General features: G+C 59.0%; 18 protein-coding genes. 10 read left to right on the top strand and 8 right to left on the bottom strand.

All coding sequences use genetic code 11. From position 1 onward, the window contains the following. Nucleotides 1–361: 361 nt before the first annotated feature. The 4 genes from hemG to pepQ are packed head-to-tail and all read right to left on the bottom strand — an operon-like array spanning nucleotide 362 to nucleotide 4,327. Entirely contained in the window at nucleotides 362–886 is a 525-nt protein-coding gene (gene hemG, locus G5221_RS19490) for a menaquinone-dependent protoporphyrinogen IX dehydrogenase (RefSeq protein ID WP_421263747.1), read from the bottom strand. Between the two features lie 7 nt (nucleotides 887–893). Continuing rightward, nucleotides 894–2,351 carry a TrkH family potassium uptake protein gene (locus G5221_RS19485; protein WP_005339482.1) on the bottom strand — a complete coding sequence of 486 codons (1,458 nt, stop codon included), beginning with the start codon at nucleotides 2,349–2,351 and terminating at the stop codon, nucleotides 894–896. 36 nt (nucleotides 2,352–2,387) lie between these two features. Further along, nucleotides 2,388–3,005, bottom strand: a complete 618-nt coding sequence (locus G5221_RS19480) for a YigZ family protein (protein WP_043825947.1) — start codon at nucleotides 3,003–3,005, stop codon at nucleotides 2,388–2,390. Next, nucleotides 3,005–4,327, bottom strand: a complete 1,323-nt coding sequence (gene pepQ / locus G5221_RS19475; protein WP_216952401.1) for a Xaa-Pro dipeptidase — start codon at nucleotides 4,325–4,327, stop codon at nucleotides 3,005–3,007. The genes G5221_RS19480 and pepQ overlap by 1 nt, the downstream gene beginning before the upstream one ends. 191 nt (nucleotides 4,328–4,518) lie before the next feature. Between pepQ and G5221_RS19470 the strand changes: the two genes are divergently transcribed. The 6 genes from G5221_RS19470 to G5221_RS19445 all read left to right on the top strand — a co-directional run bounded on the left by G5221_RS19470 (nucleotide 4,519) and on the right by G5221_RS19445 (nucleotide 13,679). Beyond that, a complete protein-coding gene (locus G5221_RS19470) occupies nucleotides 4,519–6,456 on the top strand; it encodes an acetoacetate--CoA ligase (protein WP_421263746.1) in 1,938 nt (645 codons plus the stop codon). A 204-nt stretch (nucleotides 6,457–6,660) separates the two neighbouring features. Further along, nucleotides 6,661–8,808 carry a fatty acid oxidation complex subunit alpha FadB gene (gene fadB / locus G5221_RS19465; protein ID WP_421263745.1) on the top strand — a complete coding sequence of 716 codons (2,148 nt, stop codon included), beginning with the start codon at nucleotides 6,661–6,663 and terminating at the stop codon, nucleotides 8,806–8,808. Nucleotides 8,809–8,829: 21 nt separating this feature from the next. Next, nucleotides 8,830–9,993 (top strand): acetyl-CoA C-acyltransferase FadA, encoded by a 1,164-nt coding sequence (gene fadA / locus G5221_RS19460; RefSeq protein ID WP_005342451.1) that lies wholly within the window; start codon nucleotides 8,830–8,832, stop codon nucleotides 9,991–9,993. 278 nt (nucleotides 9,994–10,271) lie between these two features. Next, on the top strand, nucleotides 10,272–10,994 hold the full coding sequence (locus G5221_RS19455; protein ID WP_005339475.1) for a response regulator: 723 nt from the start codon (nucleotides 10,272–10,274) through the stop codon (nucleotides 10,992–10,994). Further along, entirely contained in the window at nucleotides 10,991–12,436 is a 1,446-nt protein-coding gene (locus tag G5221_RS19450) for an ATP-binding protein (RefSeq protein ID WP_005339474.1), read from the top strand. The genes G5221_RS19455 and G5221_RS19450 overlap by 4 nt, the downstream gene beginning before the upstream one ends. 4 nt (nucleotides 12,437–12,440) lie before the next feature. Next, nucleotides 12,441–13,679, top strand: a complete 1,239-nt coding sequence (locus G5221_RS19445; protein ID WP_421263744.1) for an ABC transporter substrate-binding protein — start codon at nucleotides 12,441–12,443, stop codon at nucleotides 13,677–13,679. A 75-nt stretch (nucleotides 13,680–13,754) separates the two neighbouring features. Here G5221_RS19445 and G5221_RS19440 read toward each other — a convergent pair whose 3' ends face one another. Then, on the bottom strand, nucleotides 13,755–13,946 hold the full coding sequence (locus G5221_RS19440) for a hypothetical protein (RefSeq protein ID WP_005339471.1): 192 nt from the start codon (nucleotides 13,944–13,946) through the stop codon (nucleotides 13,755–13,757). 169 nt (nucleotides 13,947–14,115) lie between these two features. Between G5221_RS19440 and tusA the strand changes: the two genes are divergently transcribed. Further along, a complete protein-coding gene (gene tusA / locus G5221_RS19435; RefSeq protein WP_005339470.1) occupies nucleotides 14,116–14,361 on the top strand; it encodes a sulfurtransferase TusA in 246 nt (81 codons plus the stop codon). A gap of 21 nt (nucleotides 14,362–14,382) precedes the next feature. Beyond that, on the top strand, nucleotides 14,383–14,730 hold the full coding sequence (locus G5221_RS19430; RefSeq protein ID WP_106844546.1) for a RidA family protein: 348 nt from the start codon (nucleotides 14,383–14,385) through the stop codon (nucleotides 14,728–14,730). A 144-nt stretch (nucleotides 14,731–14,874) separates the two neighbouring features. Here G5221_RS19430 and G5221_RS19425 read toward each other — a convergent pair whose 3' ends face one another. Then, complete coding sequence (locus tag G5221_RS19425) at nucleotides 14,875–15,531, bottom strand: OmpA family lipoprotein (RefSeq protein ID WP_005339468.1); 657 nt, start codon at nucleotides 15,529–15,531, stop codon at nucleotides 14,875–14,877. Nucleotides 15,532–15,660: 129 nt separating this feature from the next. Then, nucleotides 15,661–16,233 (bottom strand): DNA-3-methyladenine glycosylase I, encoded by a 573-nt coding sequence (locus G5221_RS19420; protein WP_421263743.1) that lies wholly within the window; start codon nucleotides 16,231–16,233, stop codon nucleotides 15,661–15,663. 222 nt (nucleotides 16,234–16,455) lie between these two features. On the opposite strand from G5221_RS19420, the gene glyQ reads away from it, so the two are divergent. Next, the gene (gene glyQ / locus G5221_RS19415; RefSeq protein ID WP_005339464.1) at nucleotides 16,456–17,379 is read left to right on the top strand and encodes a glycine--tRNA ligase subunit alpha; all 924 of its coding nucleotides are present in this window, start codon (nucleotides 16,456–16,458) and stop codon (nucleotides 17,377–17,379) included. A gap of 9 nt (nucleotides 17,380–17,388) precedes the next feature. Further along, nucleotides 17,389–19,458, top strand: coding sequence for a glycine--tRNA ligase subunit beta (glyS, locus tag G5221_RS19410; RefSeq protein ID WP_421263742.1), 2,070 nt, complete (start codon nucleotides 17,389–17,391; stop codon nucleotides 19,456–19,458). 70 nt (nucleotides 19,459–19,528) lie between these two features. Here the strand turns inward: glyS and G5221_RS19405 are convergent, their stop codons facing one another. Then, nucleotides 19,529–20,326, bottom strand: a complete 798-nt coding sequence (locus G5221_RS19405; RefSeq protein WP_005339460.1) for a hypothetical protein — start codon at nucleotides 20,324–20,326, stop codon at nucleotides 19,529–19,531. Between the last annotated feature and the right edge of the window lie 85 nt (nucleotides 20,327–20,411).

Here is a 20,411-nt window from a genome sequence, read left to right as displayed (position 1 = left end):
AAAATTGTTTTTGATGCTCGATGCTGTGAGTGCCCACACAGATTGCTTGATTCAAATTGTTAAAGAGCGTCACGCTTGTCGCGTTGAGGAGGCGCATATTACGCTCCTCACTTCGAAAGTCAAGCGATTGTTTTCGCTTTTCTTTCGGCGCCCACTTCACCAGGAAGCTGGCTCATCAGTTCGGCGTGTTCCGCCGTGCTGGTAGGGGCGCATTATAGGGAGCCGCGCCGGGATGACAAGAGGAAAACTGCAAAAAATGGCATTTTTTACAACTTTCAGGTTCAACCGTTGTTTTATTAAACAAAAGCCCCGCATCGGCGGGGCTGTTTCGGGCAAAAAAACCTTAATTCACATCACACAGCTACCTTTTTGACCAGAATTCGCGTGCAAAGCTGCGCACCTTTTCCCAATCGGTAAATTCAATGTCCTTACTGGCGTCTGTACTGCCACCGGTAATCTTCATGATCAGCTGGATGATGCGCGTCTGCCACCAGTTATAGCGGGAATATTGCAGCGCACCGGCAAAGACGCCCAGGGTTTTCGGCTTCCAGGGGGAGAGGCGCAGGAACTTCTTCATATAAGCATTGGTTTGCGGCGTCTGCTTCTCTGGCTTGCGGGCCGTCAGGTTGACACAGAAGAAGGCCGCATTGGCCACCTCCAGCTGCTCCTGATGAGCGTGAATAAAGCTGAACAGGCTGGGGTGGAAGTTGCCATAACGAATGGAGGCGCCGATCAAGACCTTGGCATACTTGCTGAGGTTGCACATCGGCAAGGTGTGCAGGTCGTGCATCACCACTTCGCATCCCGGCATCTGCTCCAACATGACATCGACTATTTTGCGGGTTTGGCCATCCCGAGAGGAATAAAGCACCAGAATCTTGTCCATAACAACCTCAACTACGCCAGAATGCAGGAGTAAACAGTACCAGAAGCGTGAAAATTTCCAATCGGCCAAACAACATAGCCAACACCAGTACCCACTGGGCCGCCGGCGAGATATTGCCGAAGTTGGCTGATACCTCTCCCAAACCCGGGCCTACGTTGGTGAAAGCCGCAGCCACAGCGGTGAATGCGGTCACTTCGTTCAGTCCCGTCATCAGCAAAAGCAACATGAACATAAAGAAGAGAATAATATAGGTGGCGAAGTAGCCCCACACCGCCTCGACGATGCGCTCGGGCACCGCCCGATTCCCCAGCTTCAAGGTATAGATGGCTCTGGGGTGAACCAGCCGCTTCAACTCGCGCATCCCCTGCATGAACAGGATCATAAAACGCATCACCTTGATGCCTCCGCCCGTACTGCCCGCACAACAGCCGATAAAGGCGGAAAACATCAGCAGCATGGGCAGGAACGAGGGCCAGTCGGCATAGGTAGTGGTGCTGTAGCCGGTGGTGGTACCCAGAGAGACCGCCTGAAACAACCCGTGGTTGAGCGCCTCTTGCCAGGTGGCGTAGTGTCCGTGGGTCAGCAAGGCGACAAAGCAGATCATCACCAAGGTTGCCTGGATAGCCAGGAACACCTTGAGTTCAGAATCGTAAAGGTAGCGACCGAGCCGCACCGGGCGGTGGGAGAAGACGGTAAAGTGGAGCGCAAAGTTCACGCTGGCCAGCAACAGGAACACCACGGTAATCAGGTTGATGACCGGACTGTTGAAGAAACCGATGCTGGCATCGTGGGTGGAGAAGCCACCGACCGACAGCGTCGAGAACGAATGGCAAACCGCATCGAACAACGTCATTCCGGCGAGCCAGTATGCCAAGGCACAGAGCGCGGTCAGCAGCAGATAGATGAACCAGAGCGCCTTGGCCGTTTCGGCGATGCGCGGCGTCACCTTGGTATCCTTCACCGGCCCCGGGATCTCGGCACGATAGAGCTGCATACCCCCGATACCCAGCAGTGGCAGAATGGCCACCGCCAGTACGATGATCCCCATCCCCCCCAGCCACTGCAGCAGCTGGCGATAGAACAGAAACGCCTTGGGCAGATTATCGAGCCCGGTCAGTACCGTTGCGCCAGTGGTGGTCAGGCCGGAGAAAGATTCGAAGAAGGCCTCCGAAACCGACATATCCGGCACGTCGCTCATGATGAAGGGCACTGCCCCCACACTGCCCAGCACGGTCCAGAACAGCACCACAATCAGAAAGCCCTCTTTCGAGCGCATCTCCTTCTTGTGATAGCGATTGGGAAACCAGAGCACCACACCGAGCAGCAGGGCGATCAGAAAAGAGCTGACGAACTCGGCACCACCACCATCCCGATAGCCAAAGGCCACCAGTGCAGGCAACAGCATGGTCGAGCTGAACAGCGCAACCAGCAGGCCAACAATGCGAATAATGCTCAGAATGTGCATTACAGCTCCCTTTCCCCAATTAAAGAGCGATGGATTCTAGCCATCTAAGGGACTGAGGGATACCCGCCCATGAGTCCGGTCGGTCAATTCACGGTCCACCTGAGCCCAAACCGAGGACTCCCACGCCACCTGCAAGGTGACCTGCTGACCGTAATCCGCCGCCAGCAATTCGCCATTATGGCTGCTGATCAGCGACTCGACAGTCCCCATGTCACCGTAATCGCAGTGAATGAGAGAGGGAGTGCGCGGCACCTTGAGCAAAGTTGGCAATTGCTTGAGAGCGGCACCGACACCGCCCCCATAGGCTTTGACCAATCCACCGGTACCAAGCTGGATGCCGCCGTAGTAACGCACCACCACGGCACAGATTTCACCGATCCCCGACCCCATCAGCTGGGCCAGGATCGGCTTGCCCGCGGTACCGGAAGGTTCGCCATCATCGCTGAAGCCGTAAACCTGGCTATCTTGCGGCGCGCCCGCCACAAAGGCCCAGCAGTGGTGGCGAGCGGCCGGATGTTGGCGCTTGATCTCGTTGACCCACCCCTTGGCCGCCTCGACGGTCGGGGTGTGGGCGATCAGGGTAATGAAGCGACTCTTCTTTATCTCTTCGGTCAACTCCAGCGGGGCAGCCGGAATGGAGTACGCTGCCGCCATCAGAGTCCTGCTTGTCTGGTCATGTTCTCCACCCCGTTGGCGTGCAGCACCACGTTGTCTTCGATGCGGATGCCGCCAAACGGCCGCAGTGCCTCTACCTTGTTCCAGTTGACCCGTTTGCCCTGTTCGCCCTGACGCAGCGGCTCCAGCAAACTGTCGATGAAGTAGAGACCCGGCTCGATGGTGAACACCTGACCCACCTCCATCACCCGGGTGCAGCGCAGATAGGGGAACAGCTCGGGCGCCGCCAGATGGGTGCCGCGCTCATCCTGCATGAAACCGCCCGCATCGTGCACCTGCAAACCGAGGAAGTGGCCGAGGCCGTGAGGGAAGAAGACGTTGGTCACCCCGGTGTTGATCATCTCGTCTACCGACATGTCCACCAGCTCGGTCGCTTGCAGCAGGCGCGCCAGCTTGTGGTGCATCTGCAGATGCAGCTCGCTGTAGCGGCGACCCGGTTTGATCTCCTTGATGATTTCCTGCTGCTGCTCGTCGAGGGCTGCAATCAGATCAGCAAACTCGCCTCGCCGCCACGCCCAGGTACGGGTGATGTCGGAGGCATAACCGTGAAAATCGACACCGGCATCGATCAGGAAGGAGTGGCGCTCCGCATCCGGCACCCGCAAGGCGGACAAATGGGTGTAGTGAAGGATGGCCGCGTTGCGGTTGATGGCGACGATATTGCCGTAGGGCGCCTCATTGGCCCCCTGCCCGACCGCCTTCATGTAGGCCAGATTAATCTCGAACTCGCTCGCCCCCGCCATAAAGGAGTCCTTGGCGGCAATATGGCCGCGTACCCCGATCCGGTTCGCCTCGCGCAGACACTCCAGCTCATAGTGGGTCTTGTAGGCGCGGTGATAGTGCAGGTAGTTGAGTACCGCCTCCGGATTGGGTTGGGTCAGACCCAGCAGCTCGGCCACTTCCAGATGACCACCAAGATAGGCCCACTCCTGCTTGTTGGCAGGTAGATGGTCGGCCACCTGTTCCGGCCGGGTCAGGAAACGGATATCGAAGAACTCGACCCAGAAGGCATTGGGCAGATCCGCTACTTTGTGCCAGAAATCCACCGGGCGGTAGAACAGCAGGATTGGTTTGTTCACCCCGTCCACCAGCAGCCAGCAGTGGGGATTGTCCAGCACCGGCAACCAGGCCTTGAAGTGGGGGTTTACCTTGAACGGATAATCCTGATCATCGAGGAAGATGCGGTGAGTCTGGCCGGAGTGGATGGCCAGTCCGCTGAGCCCCTGTTGTTGCAGAATGTCGCGGGTGCGCTGCTGCAAGGTATCGAGGTGCTGGGCAAAAAGTTGGCTGTAGCTGCTCATGGCGTCCTGCTCCGAGGTGAATGTGATTGCAGCATAACATCAAGCGCTTGGCGGCTCGACCCGTCAAGCTGCCGCTTCGTGAGGTAACGCATACGTTACAAACGTGTTTGTTATCAACACAAAACCAATCATTAACAAATCAAAAACAATTCAATACACTGCCGGTAGATACATGAAGTCAGGGATTACTCATGGACAACCTCTGCCTGTGGCAACCGGATCCGCTCGGGATGCAGCAATCCAACCTCTACCGTTTTATGGCGGAGGTGAACCGTTTCCACGGCTTGCAGTTGCAGAACTATCCGCAGCTTTACCAATGGTCGGTGGAGAAGACCACCCGTTTCTGGCCGCTGGTATGGCAACACTGCGGCGTCAAGGGCGAGCTCGGCAACATAGTGGCGGAGAACCGTCAGGATATGCAGCGCACCCGCTGGTTTCCCGACAGCCGCCTCAACTTCGCCGAAAACCTGCTGCGCCGCCAGGACGAGAGCCCGGCCATTATCTCCCGCATCGAAGGTAGCCCAAGCCGCACCCTGAGCTGGCGTGAGCTTGGGGAACAGGTTGCCCGGCTGGCGCAGTGGCTGCGTCATCAGGGGATTGGTCGTGGCGATGTGGTTGCCGCCTATCTGCCCAATATCCCGGAAACCGTGGTAGCCATGCTGGCAACCACCAGTCTGGGGGCGATCTGGACCTCCACCAGCCCCGACTTCGGCGAGGCCAGCGTGGTGGAGCGCTTCGGCCAGACCCGGCCGCGGGTGCTGTTTGCGGTGGATGGCTATCGCTACAACGGCAAAGCTATCGACATTCAGGACAAAGTGGCAGGGGTCGTCAGCCAGATCGGCAGCATAGAGCAGACGGTGATGATCCCACTGATCGGCAACCCGCTGCAGCTTGGTCACGACTGGTGGCAAGTGCTGGCAAGCCAGCCGGACGCCAGCCTCCAGTTCGAGTCCATGGCTTTCAACGACCCGCTCTATATCCTCTATTCATCCGGCACCACCGGCAAACCCAAGTGCATCGTGCATGGCATCGGCGGCCCCCTGCTGCAACATCTGAAAGAGCATCAGCTGCACTGCGACATCAAGCCGGGGGAGCGGATCTTCTATTTCACCACCTGTGGCTGGATGATGTGGAACTGGCTGGTAAGCGCCCTCGCCTCCGGCGCCACCCTGGTGCTCTACGACGGCTCGCCGTTTTACCCGGATGGCAACGTGCTGTGGGATCTCGCCCGCGACGAGCAGGTCAGCTTGTTCGGCACTTCGGCCAAGTATCTCGATGCGCTGCACAAGCAGGGTTATGCCCCCATCAACAGTCACGACTTGCCGCACTTGCGGCTGATCTGCAGCACCGGCTCCGTGCTGTCGCCGGAGGGATTTGACTACGTCTACCAGCAGATAAAGCAGGATGTGCAGCTCAGCTCCATCTCAGGCGGCACCGACATCTGCTCCTGCTTCGTCATCGGCAACCCGCTCAGCCCCGTCTATCGCGGTGAGAGTCAGGGGCGCGGCCTCGGTCTCGCAGTGCAGGTATTCAACGAAGCGGGCCAGCCGGTGCAGGGGGAGAAGGGCGAACTGGTCTGTACCAAGCCGTTCCCGGCCCAGCCCATCTACTTCTGGGGCGACGAAAATGGCGACAAGTACCACGCCGCCTACTTCGAGCGGTTCGACAACATCTGGTGCCACGGCGACTGGATCGAGCTGACCCCGACCGGCGGCATTCTGTTCTACGGCCGCTCCGACGCCACCCTCAACCCGGGCGGCGTGCGCATCGGCACCAGCGAGATCTATCGCTACGTCGAACAGCTCGACGAAGTGGAAGAGAGCATCGTCATCGGCCAGCAGTGGCAGCAGGACGAGCGGGTGGTGCTGTTCGTCAAGCTCAAGACGGGCTGCAAGCTGGATGAGCCGCTGCGCGAGCGGATCCGCCAGCAAATAAAGCAACATTGCACCGCCCGCCACGTGCCCGCCCGCATCCTGCAGGTGGATGCCATCCCCCGCACCAAGTCCGGCAAGATCGTCGAACTGGCGGTGCGTGAAGTGGTACACAACCGGCCGGTCAACAATACGCATGCCCTCGCCGATCCCGAGGTGCTGAACCAGTATCGCAACCGGCCGGAACTGGCCAGTTGATAACAAACTCACATTCATCCGAGGCGCCGCAAGGCGCCTCTCTTTTGCCCGTTTTGTGATGAGGAGCTTTTACTCGAGAACTGTTAAACAAATGTTTTAAATAGGTGTTGAAAATGTCTCCTTTTGGATCAATAGTGAGCCTCGCCCCCTGCTGGGGATTAAGGAGCACCACTCCCCACTGAGTGGGAACAAGGAGACACTCTCATGATCTACCAAGGCGAAACCCTGTCGGTCAGCTACCTCGAAAACGGCATTGCCGAGCTGAGGTTTGATGCCCCGGGTTCAGTCAACAAGCTGGATCGCGCTACCCTGCTCTCCCTGAGCGAAGCGATCGCCGCATTACAACAAGAACGTGAACTAAAAGGTCTGATCCTCACCTCCGGCAAAGACGCCTTTATCGTCGGTGCCGACATTACCGAATTCCTGGAACTGTTCGATCTGCCGCAAGAAGATCTGCTCGGCTGGCTGAAAAAGGCCAACGACATCTTCAATGCCATCGAAGATCTGCCGGTTCCGACCCTCTCCGCCATCAAGGGCCACGCTCTGGGCGGCGGTTGCGAGACCATCCTCTCCACCGACTTCCGTCTGGCCGACACCAGCGCCAAGATTGGCTTGCCCGAGACCAAACTCGGCATCATGCCGGGCTTTGGCGGCACTGTCCGTCTGCCGCGGGTGATCGGTGCCGACAACGCGCTCGAGTGGATCACCACCGGCAAGGATTACCGTGCCGATGACGCCCTCAAGGTGGGTGCCATCGATGCCGTGGTCGCCCCCGAGGCACTGCAGAGCGCTGCGCTGCAGATGATCAAGGACGCCATCGCGGGCAAGCTGGACTGGCAGAGCCGTCGTGCCGCCAAGAAAGCCCCGCTGCGTCTCTCCAAACTGGAAGCCATGATGAGCTTCACCACCGCCGTCGGCATGGTTGCCGCCGTGGCGGGTAAACACTATCCGGCGCCGATGACCGCGGTGAAAACCGTCGAAGCCGCTGCTGGCATGGGCCGTGACGAAGCGCTGCTCGTTGAGGCACAAGGCTTTATCAAGTTGGCCAAGACCGATGTCGCCAAGGCACTGGTCGGCATCTTCCTGAATGATCAGCACATCAAGGCACTGGCCAAGAAGGCAGCCAAGCAGGCGAGCAAGGCCACCGACCACGCCGCCGTACTGGGTGCCGGCATCATGGGGGGCGGCATCGCCTACCAGTCTGCCAGCAAGGGCATTCCGGCGGTGATGAAGGACATCAACGAGAAGGCGCTGGCACTTGGCATGGGCGAAGCCACCAAGCTACTCAACGGTCAGCTCGAAAAGGGCCGCATCGATGGCATCAAGATGGGCCAGGTGCTCTCCGCCATCACCCCGACCCTCAGCTATGACAACGTCAAGCACGTGGACGTCGTGGTCGAAGCCGTGGTCGAGAACCCGAAAGTGAAAGCCGCCGTACTGGGCGAAGTGGAAGGGATCATTGGCGAAGACGCCGTGCTCGCCAGCAACACCTCCACCATCCCCATCTCCCTGCTGGCCAAGGGGCTGAAGCGCCCGCAGAACTTCTGCGGCATGCACTTCTTCAATCCGGTGCACCGCATGCCACTGGTGGAGATCATCCGCGGCGAGCAGACCTCCGATGAAACCATCAACCGCGTGGTGGCCTACGCCGCCGCCATGGGCAAGTCCCCGGTGGTGGTCAACGACTGCCCTGGCTTCTTCGTCAACCGGGTGCTGTTCCCCTACTTCTTCGGCTTCAACAAGCTGGTCGCCGATGGTGCCGACTTCGCGGCCGTCGACAAGGTAATGGAGAAGGAGTTCGGCTGGCCCATGGGCCCCGCCTACCTGCTGGATGTAGTCGGTATCGACACCGGTCACCATGCCGGTGACGTGATGGCGCAGGGCTTCCCGGCACGCATGAGCAAGGAAGGTCGCACCGCCATCGACGTGATGTACGAAGTGAACCGCTTCGGTCAGAAGAACGGCAAGGGCTTCTACGCCTACGAGCAGGACAAGAAGGGCAAGCCGAAGAAGGTAGCCGACGCAGCTGCTTACGAGCTGCTGGCCCCCATCGCCAAGCCGAAACAGGATTTCGACAAGGACGCCATCATTGCTCGCATGATGATCCCGATGATCAACGAGGTGGTGCTCTGTCTGGAAGAGGGCATTGTTGCCACGCCAGCCGAAGCCGACATCGCACTGGTCTACGGTCTGGGCTTCCCTCCCTTCCGCGGCGGCGTGTTCCGCTATCTGGACACTATCGGTCTGGATCGCTACGTGGCCATGGCCGACCAGTATGCCGACTTGGGCCCGCTCTACCGCGTCAGCGACCGCTTACGCGAGATGGCTGCCCAGGGCAAAACCTTCTACTGATTGCGGAAAGGAGATCCATTCATGAAAGACGTAGTCATTGTCGACTGTATCCGGACCCCGATGGGCCGGTCCAAGGGCGGCGCCTTCCGCAACGTGCGTGCAGAAGATCTGTCCGCGCACCTGATGAAATCCATCCTGCTGCGCAACCCCAACCTCGACCCGAACGAGATCGAGGATATCTACTGGGGCTGCGTGCAGCAGACCCTGGAGCAGGGCTTCAACATCGCCCGCAACGCCGCGCTGCTGGCCGGTATTCCGAAGCAGGTGGGGGCGGTCACCGTCAACCGTCTGTGCGGCTCCAGTATGCAGGCGCTGCACGACGCCTCCCGCGCCATTCAGGTGGGTGATGGGGATATCTTCATCATCGGCGGCGTCGAGCACATGGGCCACGTGCCGATGAGCCACGGCGTTGACTTCCACCCCGGCATGGCCAAGTCGGTGGCGAAAGCCTCCGGCATGATGGGGTTGACCGCCGAAATGCTCGGCAAGCTGCACGGCATCAGCCGTCAGCAGCAGGACGAGTTTGCCGCCCGCTCCCATCGCCGCGCTCACGCCGCCACCGTGGAAGGGCGTTTTGCCAAGGAGATCGTCGGGCTGGAAGGCCATGACGCCAGCGGCGCCCGCTTCTTCTACGACTACGACGAGGTGATCCGCCCGGAGACCACGGTCGAAACCCTGAGCCAGCTGCGCCCGGTGTTCGACCCGGTCAACGGTACCGTCACCGCCGGCAGCTCCTCGGCCCTGTCCGATGGCGCCGCCGCCATGCTGGTGATGAGCGCGGATCGTGCCAAGGCCCTCGGCCTCACGCCGCGCGCCAAGGTACGTGCCATGGCCATCGCCGGCTGTGACGCCGCCATCATGGGTTACGGCCCGGTGCCGGCGACCCAGAAGGCGCTCAAACGTGCCGGTCTGACTGTCGGTGATATCGACCTGTTCGAGCTGAACGAGGCGTTTGCCGCCCAGTCCCTGCCCTGCGTGAAGGATCTGGGTCTGCAGGATCTGGTGGACGAGAAGGTAAACCTGAACGGCGGCGCCATTGCGCTGGGTCACCCCCTCGGCTGCTCCGGTGCCCGCATCTCCACCACCCTCATCAATCTGATGGAGGAGAAGGATGCCACCCTGGGGGTTGCCACCATGTGTATCGGTCTGGGCCAGGGCATCGCCACCGTGTTTGAACGGGTGTGATAACCAGCCGGATCGACGGGATGCACTACTGAGAGTTGTCCCTTTTCGGGGCCAGTCTGACTGGCCCCTTTTCAAGTCTGTGACAATCGCCACACGGGGTGCTCGTCAGTGGTCAGAAGCTGTCTGTTGGCCGTCCCGTTTGGGTCGGCCTTTTTTCGTTTTAATCTTATCAATAGGCTGTTATTGCCTTAAACCTCACATTAGATAGGGGGCTTGCTTGCTTTTTACTCCCCCGACAGGTTCAATCTGCACAAAAAAATGGGTGGATGCACATACATATGTCAATGAGCAAACAACTGCTGATCGTCGATGACGACCAAGAGATCCGCGAGCTGCTCAATGAGTACCTGACCCGGGCGGGCTTTCAGGTATTGACGGCGGCGGAGGGCAACGAGATGCGCCAGCAACTCGCCCAGCACAGCCCGGACCTGATTATTCTGGACATCATGATGCCCGGCGAGGACGGTTTTACCCTCTGCCAGCAGATCCGTCGTGACTCCCAGGTGCCCATCATCATGCTGACCGCCGCCTCCGACGAAGCGGATCGGGTGATCGGTCTGGAACTGGGCGCCGACGACTATATCGCCAAGCCGTTCAGCCCCCGCGAACTGCAGGCCCGCATCAAGGCACTGCTGCGCCGCGCCGAATTCCGCCAGCCGGAAAAAGAGAAAGAGCCGAGCCGCCGCCTGCGTTTTGCCGAGTGGACCCTCGACACCCTGAGCCACCAGCTGACCCATGACGATGGCAGCCTGCTGGATCTCTCCGGCAGCGACGCCATGCTGCTCGGCATGTTCCTGCAACAGCCCGGCGTGGTGCTGGATCGCGACACCATCTCGGATGCCACCCGCGGCCGCGAAAGCCTGCCGATGGAACGCGGCATCGACGTACAGATCAGCCGTCTGCGCCAGAAGCTGGGCGACAACGGCAAGAGCCCGCGCATCATCAAGACCATCCGCGGCAGTGGCTACATGCTGATTGCCGAGGTGCACGAACTGCCATGAGCAACAAGTGGTCCTGGGGGGCGCTGGTGCCCCGCTCCCTGTTGTCACGGATGATCCTGCTGCTGTTGCTGGCCATCCTGCTCTCCCAGACCATTCTGACCGGCATCTGGATGCAGCAGATCCAGAAGCGGGAGCTGGAGGGGATGCTCAGCACCACCCGCAACCTCGCCATGTCTGCCGCCTCCACCGTCAATTTCTTCAAATCCCTGCCGCTGCAGTATCGCCATATCGCGCTGGACCAGCTGCGCAACATGGGGGGCAGCCGCTTCTTCGTCTCGCTCAACGAGGAAGAGATACACATCAACGCCATCCCCGACAGCGAAAGAAAGACGCAGGTGCTGGAGGAGGTTCAGGGAGTGCTGACCCGCAAGCTCTCCGACGCCATGGCGATCAAGGTGGACTTCTCCCGACCCGATGACCTCCACGTCTTCAACAACGACACCTTACTGGCGGATCTCCCCTCCTCCTGGGCCCGCTACACCCTGTCGCTGGAGCCGCTCAATCCGCCGGTACTGGTGACCCAGATCGAGATTGAAAAGGGGGAGTGGCTCTATCTGGCGGCCCTGCTGCCCGCTCCCTACATGACGCTGGATGACACCGTCATGCCAAGCAACCAGGTGCGTTTCATCGCCCTGATGACGGTGTTCCTCTGCTTCTTCACCTTTATGCTGGTGCGCTGGCAGACCCGCCCGCTGCGCCGTCTCGCCAAGGCGGCGGTGAATCTGGGCAAGGATATCGACCAACCCTCGCTCAAGGAGGAGGGTGCCTCCGAGATCGTCGCGGCGACCCGCGCCTTCAACATCATGCAGCACCGCATTCGCCGCTATATCGACGATAGAGAGCGGCTGTTCAGCTCCATCTCACACGACCTCAAGACACCCATCACCCGACTGCGGCTGCGGGTCGAGCTGCTTGACGACGAGGTACAGATCGCCAAGTTCAACAAGGATCTCGACGAACTGGAGCTGATGGTGAAAGGGGCGCTGCAGACGGTCAAAGAGACCGACATTCACGAGAATATCGAGGAGATCGACATCAACGCCCTGCTTGAACAGATGGCGGAGTCGATGAACCTGCACGACGAGCGGCTGACCATCGAAGGGCACTGCAAGTGGCCCTATCGCGGCAAGCTGCTGGCGCTCAAGCGCTGCATCGGCAATCTGGTGGACAACGGCATCAAATATGGCCAGCGGGTGCGCATCATCATCATGGATGACGAGGAGATGCTGATTCTCTTTATCATGGATGAGGGCCCCGGCCTGCCGGACGATCAGTTCGAGCGCATCTTCGAGCCCTATTACCGGCTCAGCACGGATCAGGCTGGCACCGGCCTCGGCCTTGGCATCGCCCGCAACATAGCCCACGCCCACGGCGGCGATCTGGTGCTGGAAAATCGTCCGCAAGGTGGCCTGCAGGCCACGCTCTCCCTACCAAGGCAGTAACCTTATGAAGTGGTTGTCTTTTTCTGTCATCGCCCTGCTCTCTGCTCCCGTTGCCGCCTCCCAGGTGGAGGTGCTGCACTGGTGGACATCCGGCGGCGAAGCGAAAGCGGTCGAAGTGCTCAAATCCGAGTGGACCAAACAGGGCAACCAGTGGAACGACTTTGCAGTGCAGGGCGGCGGCGGCAAGAGCGCCATGACGGTATTGAAGAGCCGGGCACTGGCGGCCAACCCGCCAGAAGCGGCCCACCTCAAGGGTTACGAGCTCAAGGAGTGGGCCGGGCTCGGCTTCCTGCGCGATCTCAGCCCGATGGCCGAACACCTCGGCTGGTACAGTCAGATGCCGCCCATGGTGCGGGCCACCCTCAGCCAGAATGGCGCCCTGATGGCGGTGCCCACCGGCATCCACCGGGTCAACTGGCTGTGGCTCAACCGCAAGATCTTCGAGCGCAACAAGCTGACTCCACCCACCGACTGGGCCAAGTTTGTCACCGTCGCCGACCAGCTTAAAAAACGGGGCATCACCCCGCTCGCCATCGGCAACGAACCCTGGCAGCTGGCGGTGTTGTTTGAAACAGTGGCGCTCGGTGAGGGAGGAAAAGAATTCTATCGCAAGGCATTCCTCGAGCAGGATAGCGCCACCCTGACCGGCCCCGACATGGTGCGGGTGCTGACCCGCTTCCAGCAGCTGCGCGCCTACGTGCCGCAAAAATACGCCGGTCTGAAGTGGCATCAGGCCACCAATCTGCTGGAGAGCGGTGGCGTCGCCATGCAGCTGATGGGGGACTGGGTGAAGGGTGAACTGAGTGCCGGCAACTACCGGCCGGGTGAGGATATCGCCTGTCTGCCGAGCCCGGGCAGCGCCGGACTGTTCAGCTACAACCTCGACTCCATCGCCATGTTCAAACAGCGGGATCCGGCCCAGCTGCAGGCGCAAGGGGATCTTGCCCAGCTGCTGATGACGCCGCAATTCCAGGCAGAGTTCAACCGGGTGAAGGGATCGATCCCGGCGCTGACCAATCCCGACATGAGCAAGTTCGACCGCTGCGCCATCCGCTCCTATCAGGATTTCCTGCTGGCGGAAAAGCAGGACAACCTGCTGCCCAGCATGGCGGAAGGGATGGCGACGCCGACCAATATGCGGCAGGCGATCCTCGATGTGCTGAGCAACTTCTTCAACGACCCCAAGGCCAACCCGGAGCAGACGGCGCTGCATCTGGAGCGGGCGATGCGCTCGACCCGCTGATCCGGGCACATAACCAAACGGCAGAAATGACAAAGGCGGAATTGCTCCGCCTTTGTTGTTGAATCGTCATCCGATTCAGGATTGATCGTTCTCGTCCTCATCCTCGTCATAGTAATCGCTGAGCTCGATCCAGAGCCCCAACCCGACCATCACCATGGAGCCGAACCAGGTACCGGTATTCCCGATCGGGCTGCCCATCACTATCATGGCGAAGGACAAGAACCCCATGCCTGCATAGGCCTGTAATCTGCCGTAGGAGACCTGCATATTCACCTCCTTGTTGAATATGGTTCAATTTTTATATTACTCGTCCGGCGCAAGCTGGATAGGGTCGAATAACATTTCGGTTACATATGCTGGTGAATGGGTCGTTTGTTTGATTATTTTTTAGCCCTGAGTATCATTGGCAGCCGAATAGGTTGAAGGTTGATAATAGATGAGTGATTTATTCTGCGGCGCAACTCACGAGTTGGACGCAATCGGGCTTCGTTGCCCGGAACCCGTTATGATGGTTCGCAAGAAAGTGCGGCTGATGGCGGATGGCGAGACCCTGCTGGTCAGCGCCGACGATCCTTCAACCACCCGCGACATCCCCAGTTTCTGCCGCTTTATGGATCACACCCTGGTCGCCAGCGAGACAGAGCAGGCCCCCTACCGCTATCTGATCCGCAAGGGTCAATAAGCCCCCGTACCGGAGCACTCCATGACAACCATTACCCGAATCGGCACCACCCAGCGTTGGTCAGACGTGGTCATCCACAATGGCACCCTCTACGTGGTGGAAGTGCCCGTCAGCGAAGAGGCCGACATCCACCAGCAGACCCGCGAAGTGCTTGAGAGCCTGCAACGCCTGCTGGAAGCCAACGGCTCCGGCGTAGACAAGATCCTGATGGCCAACATCTATCTCAAAGACATTGGTGACATCGCTGCCTTCAACGAGCAGTGGGATGCCTGGATCCCGGCTGGCACCGCACCCGTGCGCGCCTGCGTACAGGCCCGTCTGGCCCACGAAGGCTACAAGGTGGAAGTGCAGCTGACCGCCGCTGTCTAAGAGGCGCTTATCCCCCTCATCCCCGCCCCTTCTCCCACGAGGGGAGAAGGGAGCAAACAACAAGGCGTCATTGCTCGCCACGGCGCCAATAGAAAGGCCCCGCCATCACTGGCGGGGCCTTTTCGTTACCGAAACCTGAACGACTTAGGCGGTCGGGGTCAGGGTAATGGTCACGCGGCGGTTCTGGGCTTTGCCAGCGGCTGTGCTGTTGGTAGCAACTGGCTGATCCGGGCCCACGCCGGTGGTGGAGATGCGGCTACCTGCTACGCCCTGACCAATCAGCTGAGCGGCAACGGCATCGGCACGATCGCGGGAGAGCTTCATGTTCAGATCGCGGGAACCGGTACTGTCGGTGTGACCGACCACGTTCAGGCGGGTCTTGTCGAACTCGGCAACCACCATGGCCACGCCGGAGAGGGTGTTGGCACCGGCCGCTTTCAGCTGGGAGCTGGAGCTGTCGAAGGTCACGTTGTTCGGCATGTTGAGGATCAGCTCATTGCCATTGCGGGTCACGCTGACGCCGGTGCCCTGCAGCTTCTCGCGCAGCTTGGCTTCCTGCACGTCCATGTAGTAGCCGATACCGCCACCCAGGGCCGCGCCGGCAGCAACGCCGGTCAGGATGCCCTTCTTGCGGTCACCCTTGCTGGAGGAGAGCGCACCTACGGCCGCACCGGCAGCGGCGCCAGCCAGCGCGCCCCAGGCACCTTTGGAGGTCTGGGATTCACCTGTGTAGGGGTTGGTGGTACAGCCGCTCAGGGCAACGGTCAGTGCCAGAGCAGGCACCAGGATCTTGGCTCGCATGAAAAAACCTCTGTGAAAACAATCCGGCACCATGCCGGGGGCCGGATTGTAACGCGCTGGCACGCCATTGTCTGACGCAAGCCTGAACAGATGGCGAGAGTGGTGTTTTTTTGGGCAATCGGCGGGCTGTCAGCGCGGTAACTGACACTCGGCGTGGCAAGGACAGCTGACCAGATGATCGTTCACCATCCCCACCGCCTGCATAAATGCGTAGCAAATAGTGCTGCCGACGAAGGTAAAGCCGCGTTTCTTGAGCGCTTTCGACATGGCATCCGACTCCGGCGAGGTCGCCGGAATATCGCCGTTGCCCTGCCGCTGGTTGACGATGGGGGTGCCGCCAACAAAGCCCCACAGGTAGTCGGCGAAGTCGATCCCCTGCTCCTGCAACGCCAGATAAGCGCGGGCATTTCTGATGATCGACTGCACCTTGAGCCGGTTGCGGATGATGCCGCTGTCCTGCATCAATCGCTCCACATCCTGCTCGTCGAACCGGGCAATCTGCACCGGATCAAAGTCGGCATAGGCGCGGTAGTAGCTCTCGGTACGCTTGAGGATGGTGATCCACGACAGCCCAGCCTGCTGGCCGTCGAGGCAGAGCTTGGCAAACAGCTCGCGGGCGTCATAGACCGGCCTGCCCCACTGTTTGTCATGGTATTCAATGTATTCCGGGTCTTTGGTCACCCAGGCGCAGCGCAGTTCCATTTCCTCTCCCTCGTCATTTCAGCGGTTTGCCCGACCCTGCCCACTCTGCAGGCGGCACTGCTCACATCATATACCGGACATCCCGCCCGACCAGCCAGGGCGCAGCACCATCCCGCGAATCCGCTGCAATTTCGCCTATTATCCGACCATGCCAGACGGTATACTCCCTCGGTTCACATTCAGCAAATCTTGCTCTGATTTTCACTTCGCGCGAAAAAAATTATGCAAAAATTCGATGTCAAAACCTTTCAGGGCCTGATCCTGCAGCTGCAGGACTATTGGTCCCGCCAGGGCTGTACCATCATTCAGCCGCTGGATATGGAAGTGGGTGCCGGTACCTCCCACCCCATGACTTGTCTGCGTGCCCTGGGCCCGGAGCCCATCGCCTGCGCCTACGTGCAACCGTCCCGCCGTCCGACTGACGGCCGCTACGGTGAAAACCCGAACCGCCTGCAGCACTACTACCAGTTCCAGGTGATCATCAAGCCTTCCCCCGACAACATTCAGGAACTCTATCTGGGCTCCCTGAAAGAGCTGGGCATGGATCCTGAAATCCACGACATCCGCTTCGTGGAAGACAACTGGGAAAACCCGACTCTGGGTGCCTGGGGTCTGGGTTGGGAAGTGTGGCTGAACGGCATGGAAGTGACCCAGTTCACCTACTTCCAGCAGGTTGGCGGCCTCGAGTGCAAGCCGGTCACCGGCGAGATCACCTACGGTCTCGAGCGTCTGGCCATGTACATTCAGGGCGTGGACAGCGTCTACGATCTGGTCTGGTCTGACGGCCCGCTGGGCAAGACCACCTACGGCGACGTGTTCCACCAGAACGAAGTGGAGCAATCCACCTACAACTTCGAACACGCCGATGTGGAGTTCCTGTTCCACTGCTTCGAGCAGTACGAGAAGGAAGCCCAGAACCTGCTGGCACTGGAAAAACCGCTGCCGCTGCCTGCCTACGAGCGCATCCTCAAAGCCGCTCACTCCTTCAACCTGCTGGATGCCCGCAAGGCCATCTCGGTCACCGAGCGTCAGCGCTACATCCTGCGCATTCGCACCCTGACCAAGGCCGTGGCAGAGGCATACTACGCCTCCCGCGAAGCGCTGGGCTTCCCTATGTGTCAGCGCAGTGAGAACAAGCAAGGTTAAGGAACGGACATGGCACAACATACATTTCTGGTAGAGATCGGTACTGCTGAGCTGCCGCCCAAAGCCCTGCGCTCCCTGGCCGAAGCCTTTGCCGACAACTTCAAAGCCGAACTGACCAAGGCCGATCTGGCCTTCGGCGACGTCGAGTGGTTTGCCTCACCGCGCCGTCTGGCGCTGAAGGTAAGCGAGCTGGCTGGCGAACAGCCGAGCAAGAGCGTCGAGAAGCGCGGCCCGGCCGTAGCGCAGGCGTTCGATGCCGAAGGCAAGCCGACCAAGGCTGCCGAAGGCTGGGCCCGTGGCAACGGCATCACCGTTGAGCAGGCCGAGCGTCTGGTCACCGACAAGGGCGAGTGGCTGGTTCACACCGCCAAGGTCGAAGGCCGTCCGGCCAAAGAATTGCTGGGCGAGCTGGTTGCCTCTGCACTGGCCAAGCTGCCCATCCCCAAGATGATGCGCTGGGGCGACAAGACCATCCAGTTCGTGCGTCCGGTCTTCACCGTGACCCTGCTGCTGGATGGGGATCTGGTCCCCGCCCACATTCTGGGTATCGACTCCGCCCGCACCCTGCGCGGTCACCGCTTTATGGGCGAGAGCGAGATCACCATCGACAACGCCAGCCAGTACCCGCAGATCCTGCAGGAGCGCGGCATGGTGATTGCCGACTTTATGGCGCGCAAGGCCAAGATCAAGGCTGACGTCGAAGCGGCCGCTGCCGCCTTCGGTGGCGTTGCCGATCTGGACGACGCCCTGCTGGAAGAAGTGACCGCACTGGTCGAGTGGCCAGTGGTGCTGACCGCCAACTTCGAAGAGAAGTTCCTGGCCGTACCGGCCGAGGCCCTGGTGCACACCATGAAGGGTGACCAGAAGTATTTCCCGGTCTACGACAAGAACGGCAAGTTGCTGCCGAAGTTCATCTTCGTCACCAACATCGAGTCCAAAGACCCGAGCCAGATCATCAGCGGCAACGAGAAGGTGGTGCGCCCCCGTCTCTCTGACGCCGAGTTCTTCTTCAAGACCGACCTCAAGCAGACCCTGGCCTCCCGCCTGCCGCGCCTTGAAACCGTGCTGTTCCAGCAGCAGCTGGGCACAGTCCGGGCCAAGGTCGAGCGCATCGAGACCGTCGCCGGCTTTATCGCCGAGCGCATCGGTGCCGATGTCACTCAGGCCAAGCGTGCCGGTCTGCTCTCCAAGTGTGACCTGATGACCAACATGGTCGGCGAGTTCACCGACACCCAGGGTGTCATGGGGATGCACTACGCCCGTCACGATGGCGAAGACGAAGCAGTGGCCGTGGCCCTCAACGAGCAGTACATGCCGCGCTTTGCCGGTGATGCCCTGCCGTCCGGTCTGGTTGCCTGCGCCGTCGCGCTGGCCGACAAGTTCGACACCCTGGCCGGTATCTTCGGCATCGGCATGCTGCCGAAGGGTGACAAGGACCCGTTCGCCCTGCGTCGCGCCGCCATCGGTGCCCTGCGCATCATGACCGAGAAGCAGCTGGATCTGGATCTGGTTGAACTGGTTGAAGAAGCGGTACGCGTCTACGGCGACAAGCTGACCAACAAAACCGTCGTCACCGACGTGGTCGACTTTATGCTGGGCCGCTTCCGCGCCGCCTATCAGGACGAAGGCATCGGTGCCGACGTGGTGCTGGCCGTACTGGCCCGCCGCCCGACCCGTCCGCTCGACTTCGATCGTCGCGTCAAGGCCGTCAGCCACTTCCGCACGCTGGATGCCGCACTGGCACTGGCCGCCGCCAACAAGCGCGTGAGCAACATTCTGGCCAAGGTTGAAGGCGAATTGCCGACTGCCGTCAAACCGGAACTGCTGGTCGATGCCGCCGAGAAGGCGCTGGCCACCCAGGTTGCCGAACTGCAAGCCGAACTGGCCCCGCTGTTCGCCGCCGGTGACTATCAGGCTGCCCTCACCCGTCTGGCCGCCCTGCGCGAGCCGGTCGATACCTTCTTCAACGAGGTGATGGTGATGGCCGATGACGAAGCCCTCAAGGCCAACCGTCTGGCACTGCTGAACAACCTGCGCAACCTGTTCCTGCAAGTCGCGGATATCTCCCTTTTGCAGTGATGTTGGTTGGGTTGAGTGATATAAAGAACGGCGCCGTTAAGGCGCCGTTTTTAATGACAAACTATTCCTATTACGATGCACTGATGTAAGGTAATAATCCCTTACCTACTTCAGCAATTACACATTTAGCCTGTCCACTTTCTACACGATGAGCTTCAATTAGCCGAGAGCTAATTAATTCATTTATCGAATGCTGAACCCTATTTCTAGTACCTTGGTCATGAATTCCTTTTGCTGCACAATATGCTTGAGTAAACTCAAAAAGCCAGTCTGACGTTATCTTTGTTCCCGTTGATGTAGATGTACCCAACGATATCAAAGGCCAATTATTAAAATCGGCCATAATAGTTAACGCTTGAGGAGTGAGCTTTTCTATCTGAGACAGGGAATATTTATGCTGCTCAAATAATTTCGCAAAATCATTTCTTACAATATAAATTAGCGCAGAAGACAGATGGGAAGACAACTCTATATCTGGAGGTGTATCATCAAGAATTCTCAGTATTTTATTGAAAATAGTATTGCCCTGAGGGCTTGATAAAAACTCTTTTAGTTGAGTTAGAGCCATTTCATGTTGGTCATTTCTATCAAAATATTGAGCCAAAAGAAATTCTTTTTTTGCTTCTTTCAAATCTTCATCTACAGACTCATTCCAGTTTATTATCTCAGAAACTATTTCACCGATCTTAAAAACACCTAATACTTTATCTCTTATGAATTTCTTTACGTGTGTAGATGAAATTTCATCGACTTGCTCTTTGCTTAACTCTACGTTTTCAATCCTAGCATCTAGAGTTTTAGCTTGTGCATTAAAGTAATGCTCTGGATAATTTATTATTTCCTTTTTAATTAGCTGACCTTTTGCCATATATAAATCCTCAATATTAAACATCTAAAAATTATTTCAGCAAGATTATCACAACGAGGATTTATACGAAGCTTATTTTCCAAAA

The sequence above is a fragment of the Aeromonas sp. 602200 genome (genome assembly GCF_049173895.1).
Lineage (GTDB): Bacteria > Pseudomonadota > Gammaproteobacteria > Enterobacterales > Aeromonadaceae > Aeromonas > Aeromonas veronii_A.
The sequence above is the reverse complement of the archived record's forward strand: the minus strand, read 5'-3'. Positions and strand labels throughout refer to the sequence as shown.

Excerpts from the sequence above, each read along its gene's own strand:
- fadB (WP_421263745.1), top strand. The coding sequence starts at position 6,661 with ATGATCTACCAAGGCGAAACCCTGTCGGTCAGCTACCTCGAAAACGGC.
- G5221_RS19430 (WP_106844546.1), top strand. The coding sequence starts at position 14,383 with ATGACAACCATTACCCGAATCGGCACCACCCAGCGTTGGTCAGACGTG.
- G5221_RS19485 (WP_005339482.1), bottom strand. The coding sequence starts at position 2,351 with ATGCACATTCTGAGCATTATTCGCATTGTTGGCCTGCTGGTTGCGCTG.
- pepQ (WP_216952401.1), bottom strand. The coding sequence starts at position 4,327 with ATGAGCAGCTACAGCCAACTTTTTGCCCAGCACCTCGATACCTTGCAG.
- G5221_RS19445 (WP_421263744.1), top strand. The coding sequence starts at position 12,441 with ATGAAGTGGTTGTCTTTTTCTGTCATCGCCCTGCTCTCTGCTCCCGTT.
- G5221_RS19480 (WP_043825947.1), bottom strand. The coding sequence starts at position 3,005 with ATGGCGGCAGCGTACTCCATTCCGGCTGCCCCGCTGGAGTTGACCGAA.
- glyS (WP_421263742.1), top strand. The coding sequence starts at position 17,389 with ATGGCACAACATACATTTCTGGTAGAGATCGGTACTGCTGAGCTGCCG.
- glyQ (WP_005339464.1), top strand. The coding sequence starts at position 16,456 with ATGCAAAAATTCGATGTCAAAACCTTTCAGGGCCTGATCCTGCAGCTG.
- G5221_RS19440 (WP_005339471.1), bottom strand. The coding sequence starts at position 13,946 with ATGCAGGTCTCCTACGGCAGATTACAGGCCTATGCAGGCATGGGGTTC.
- G5221_RS19420 (WP_421263743.1), bottom strand. The coding sequence starts at position 16,233 with ATGGAACTGCGCTGCGCCTGGGTGACCAAAGACCCGGAATACATTGAA.
- G5221_RS19425 (WP_005339468.1), bottom strand. The coding sequence starts at position 15,531 with ATGCGAGCCAAGATCCTGGTGCCTGCTCTGGCACTGACCGTTGCCCTG.
- G5221_RS19450 (WP_005339474.1), top strand. The coding sequence starts at position 10,991 with ATGAGCAACAAGTGGTCCTGGGGGGCGCTGGTGCCCCGCTCCCTGTTG.
- G5221_RS19470 (WP_421263746.1), top strand. The coding sequence starts at position 4,519 with ATGGACAACCTCTGCCTGTGGCAACCGGATCCGCTCGGGATGCAGCAA.
- G5221_RS19455 (WP_005339475.1), top strand. The coding sequence starts at position 10,272 with ATGTCAATGAGCAAACAACTGCTGATCGTCGATGACGACCAAGAGATC.
- G5221_RS19405 (WP_005339460.1), bottom strand. The coding sequence starts at position 20,326 with ATGGCAAAAGGTCAGCTAATTAAAAAGGAAATAATAAATTATCCAGAG.
- fadA (WP_005342451.1), top strand. The coding sequence starts at position 8,830 with ATGAAAGACGTAGTCATTGTCGACTGTATCCGGACCCCGATGGGCCGG.
- tusA (WP_005339470.1), top strand. The coding sequence starts at position 14,116 with ATGAGTGATTTATTCTGCGGCGCAACTCACGAGTTGGACGCAATCGGG.
- hemG (WP_421263747.1), bottom strand. The coding sequence starts at position 886 with ATGGACAAGATTCTGGTGCTTTATTCCTCTCGGGATGGCCAAACCCGC.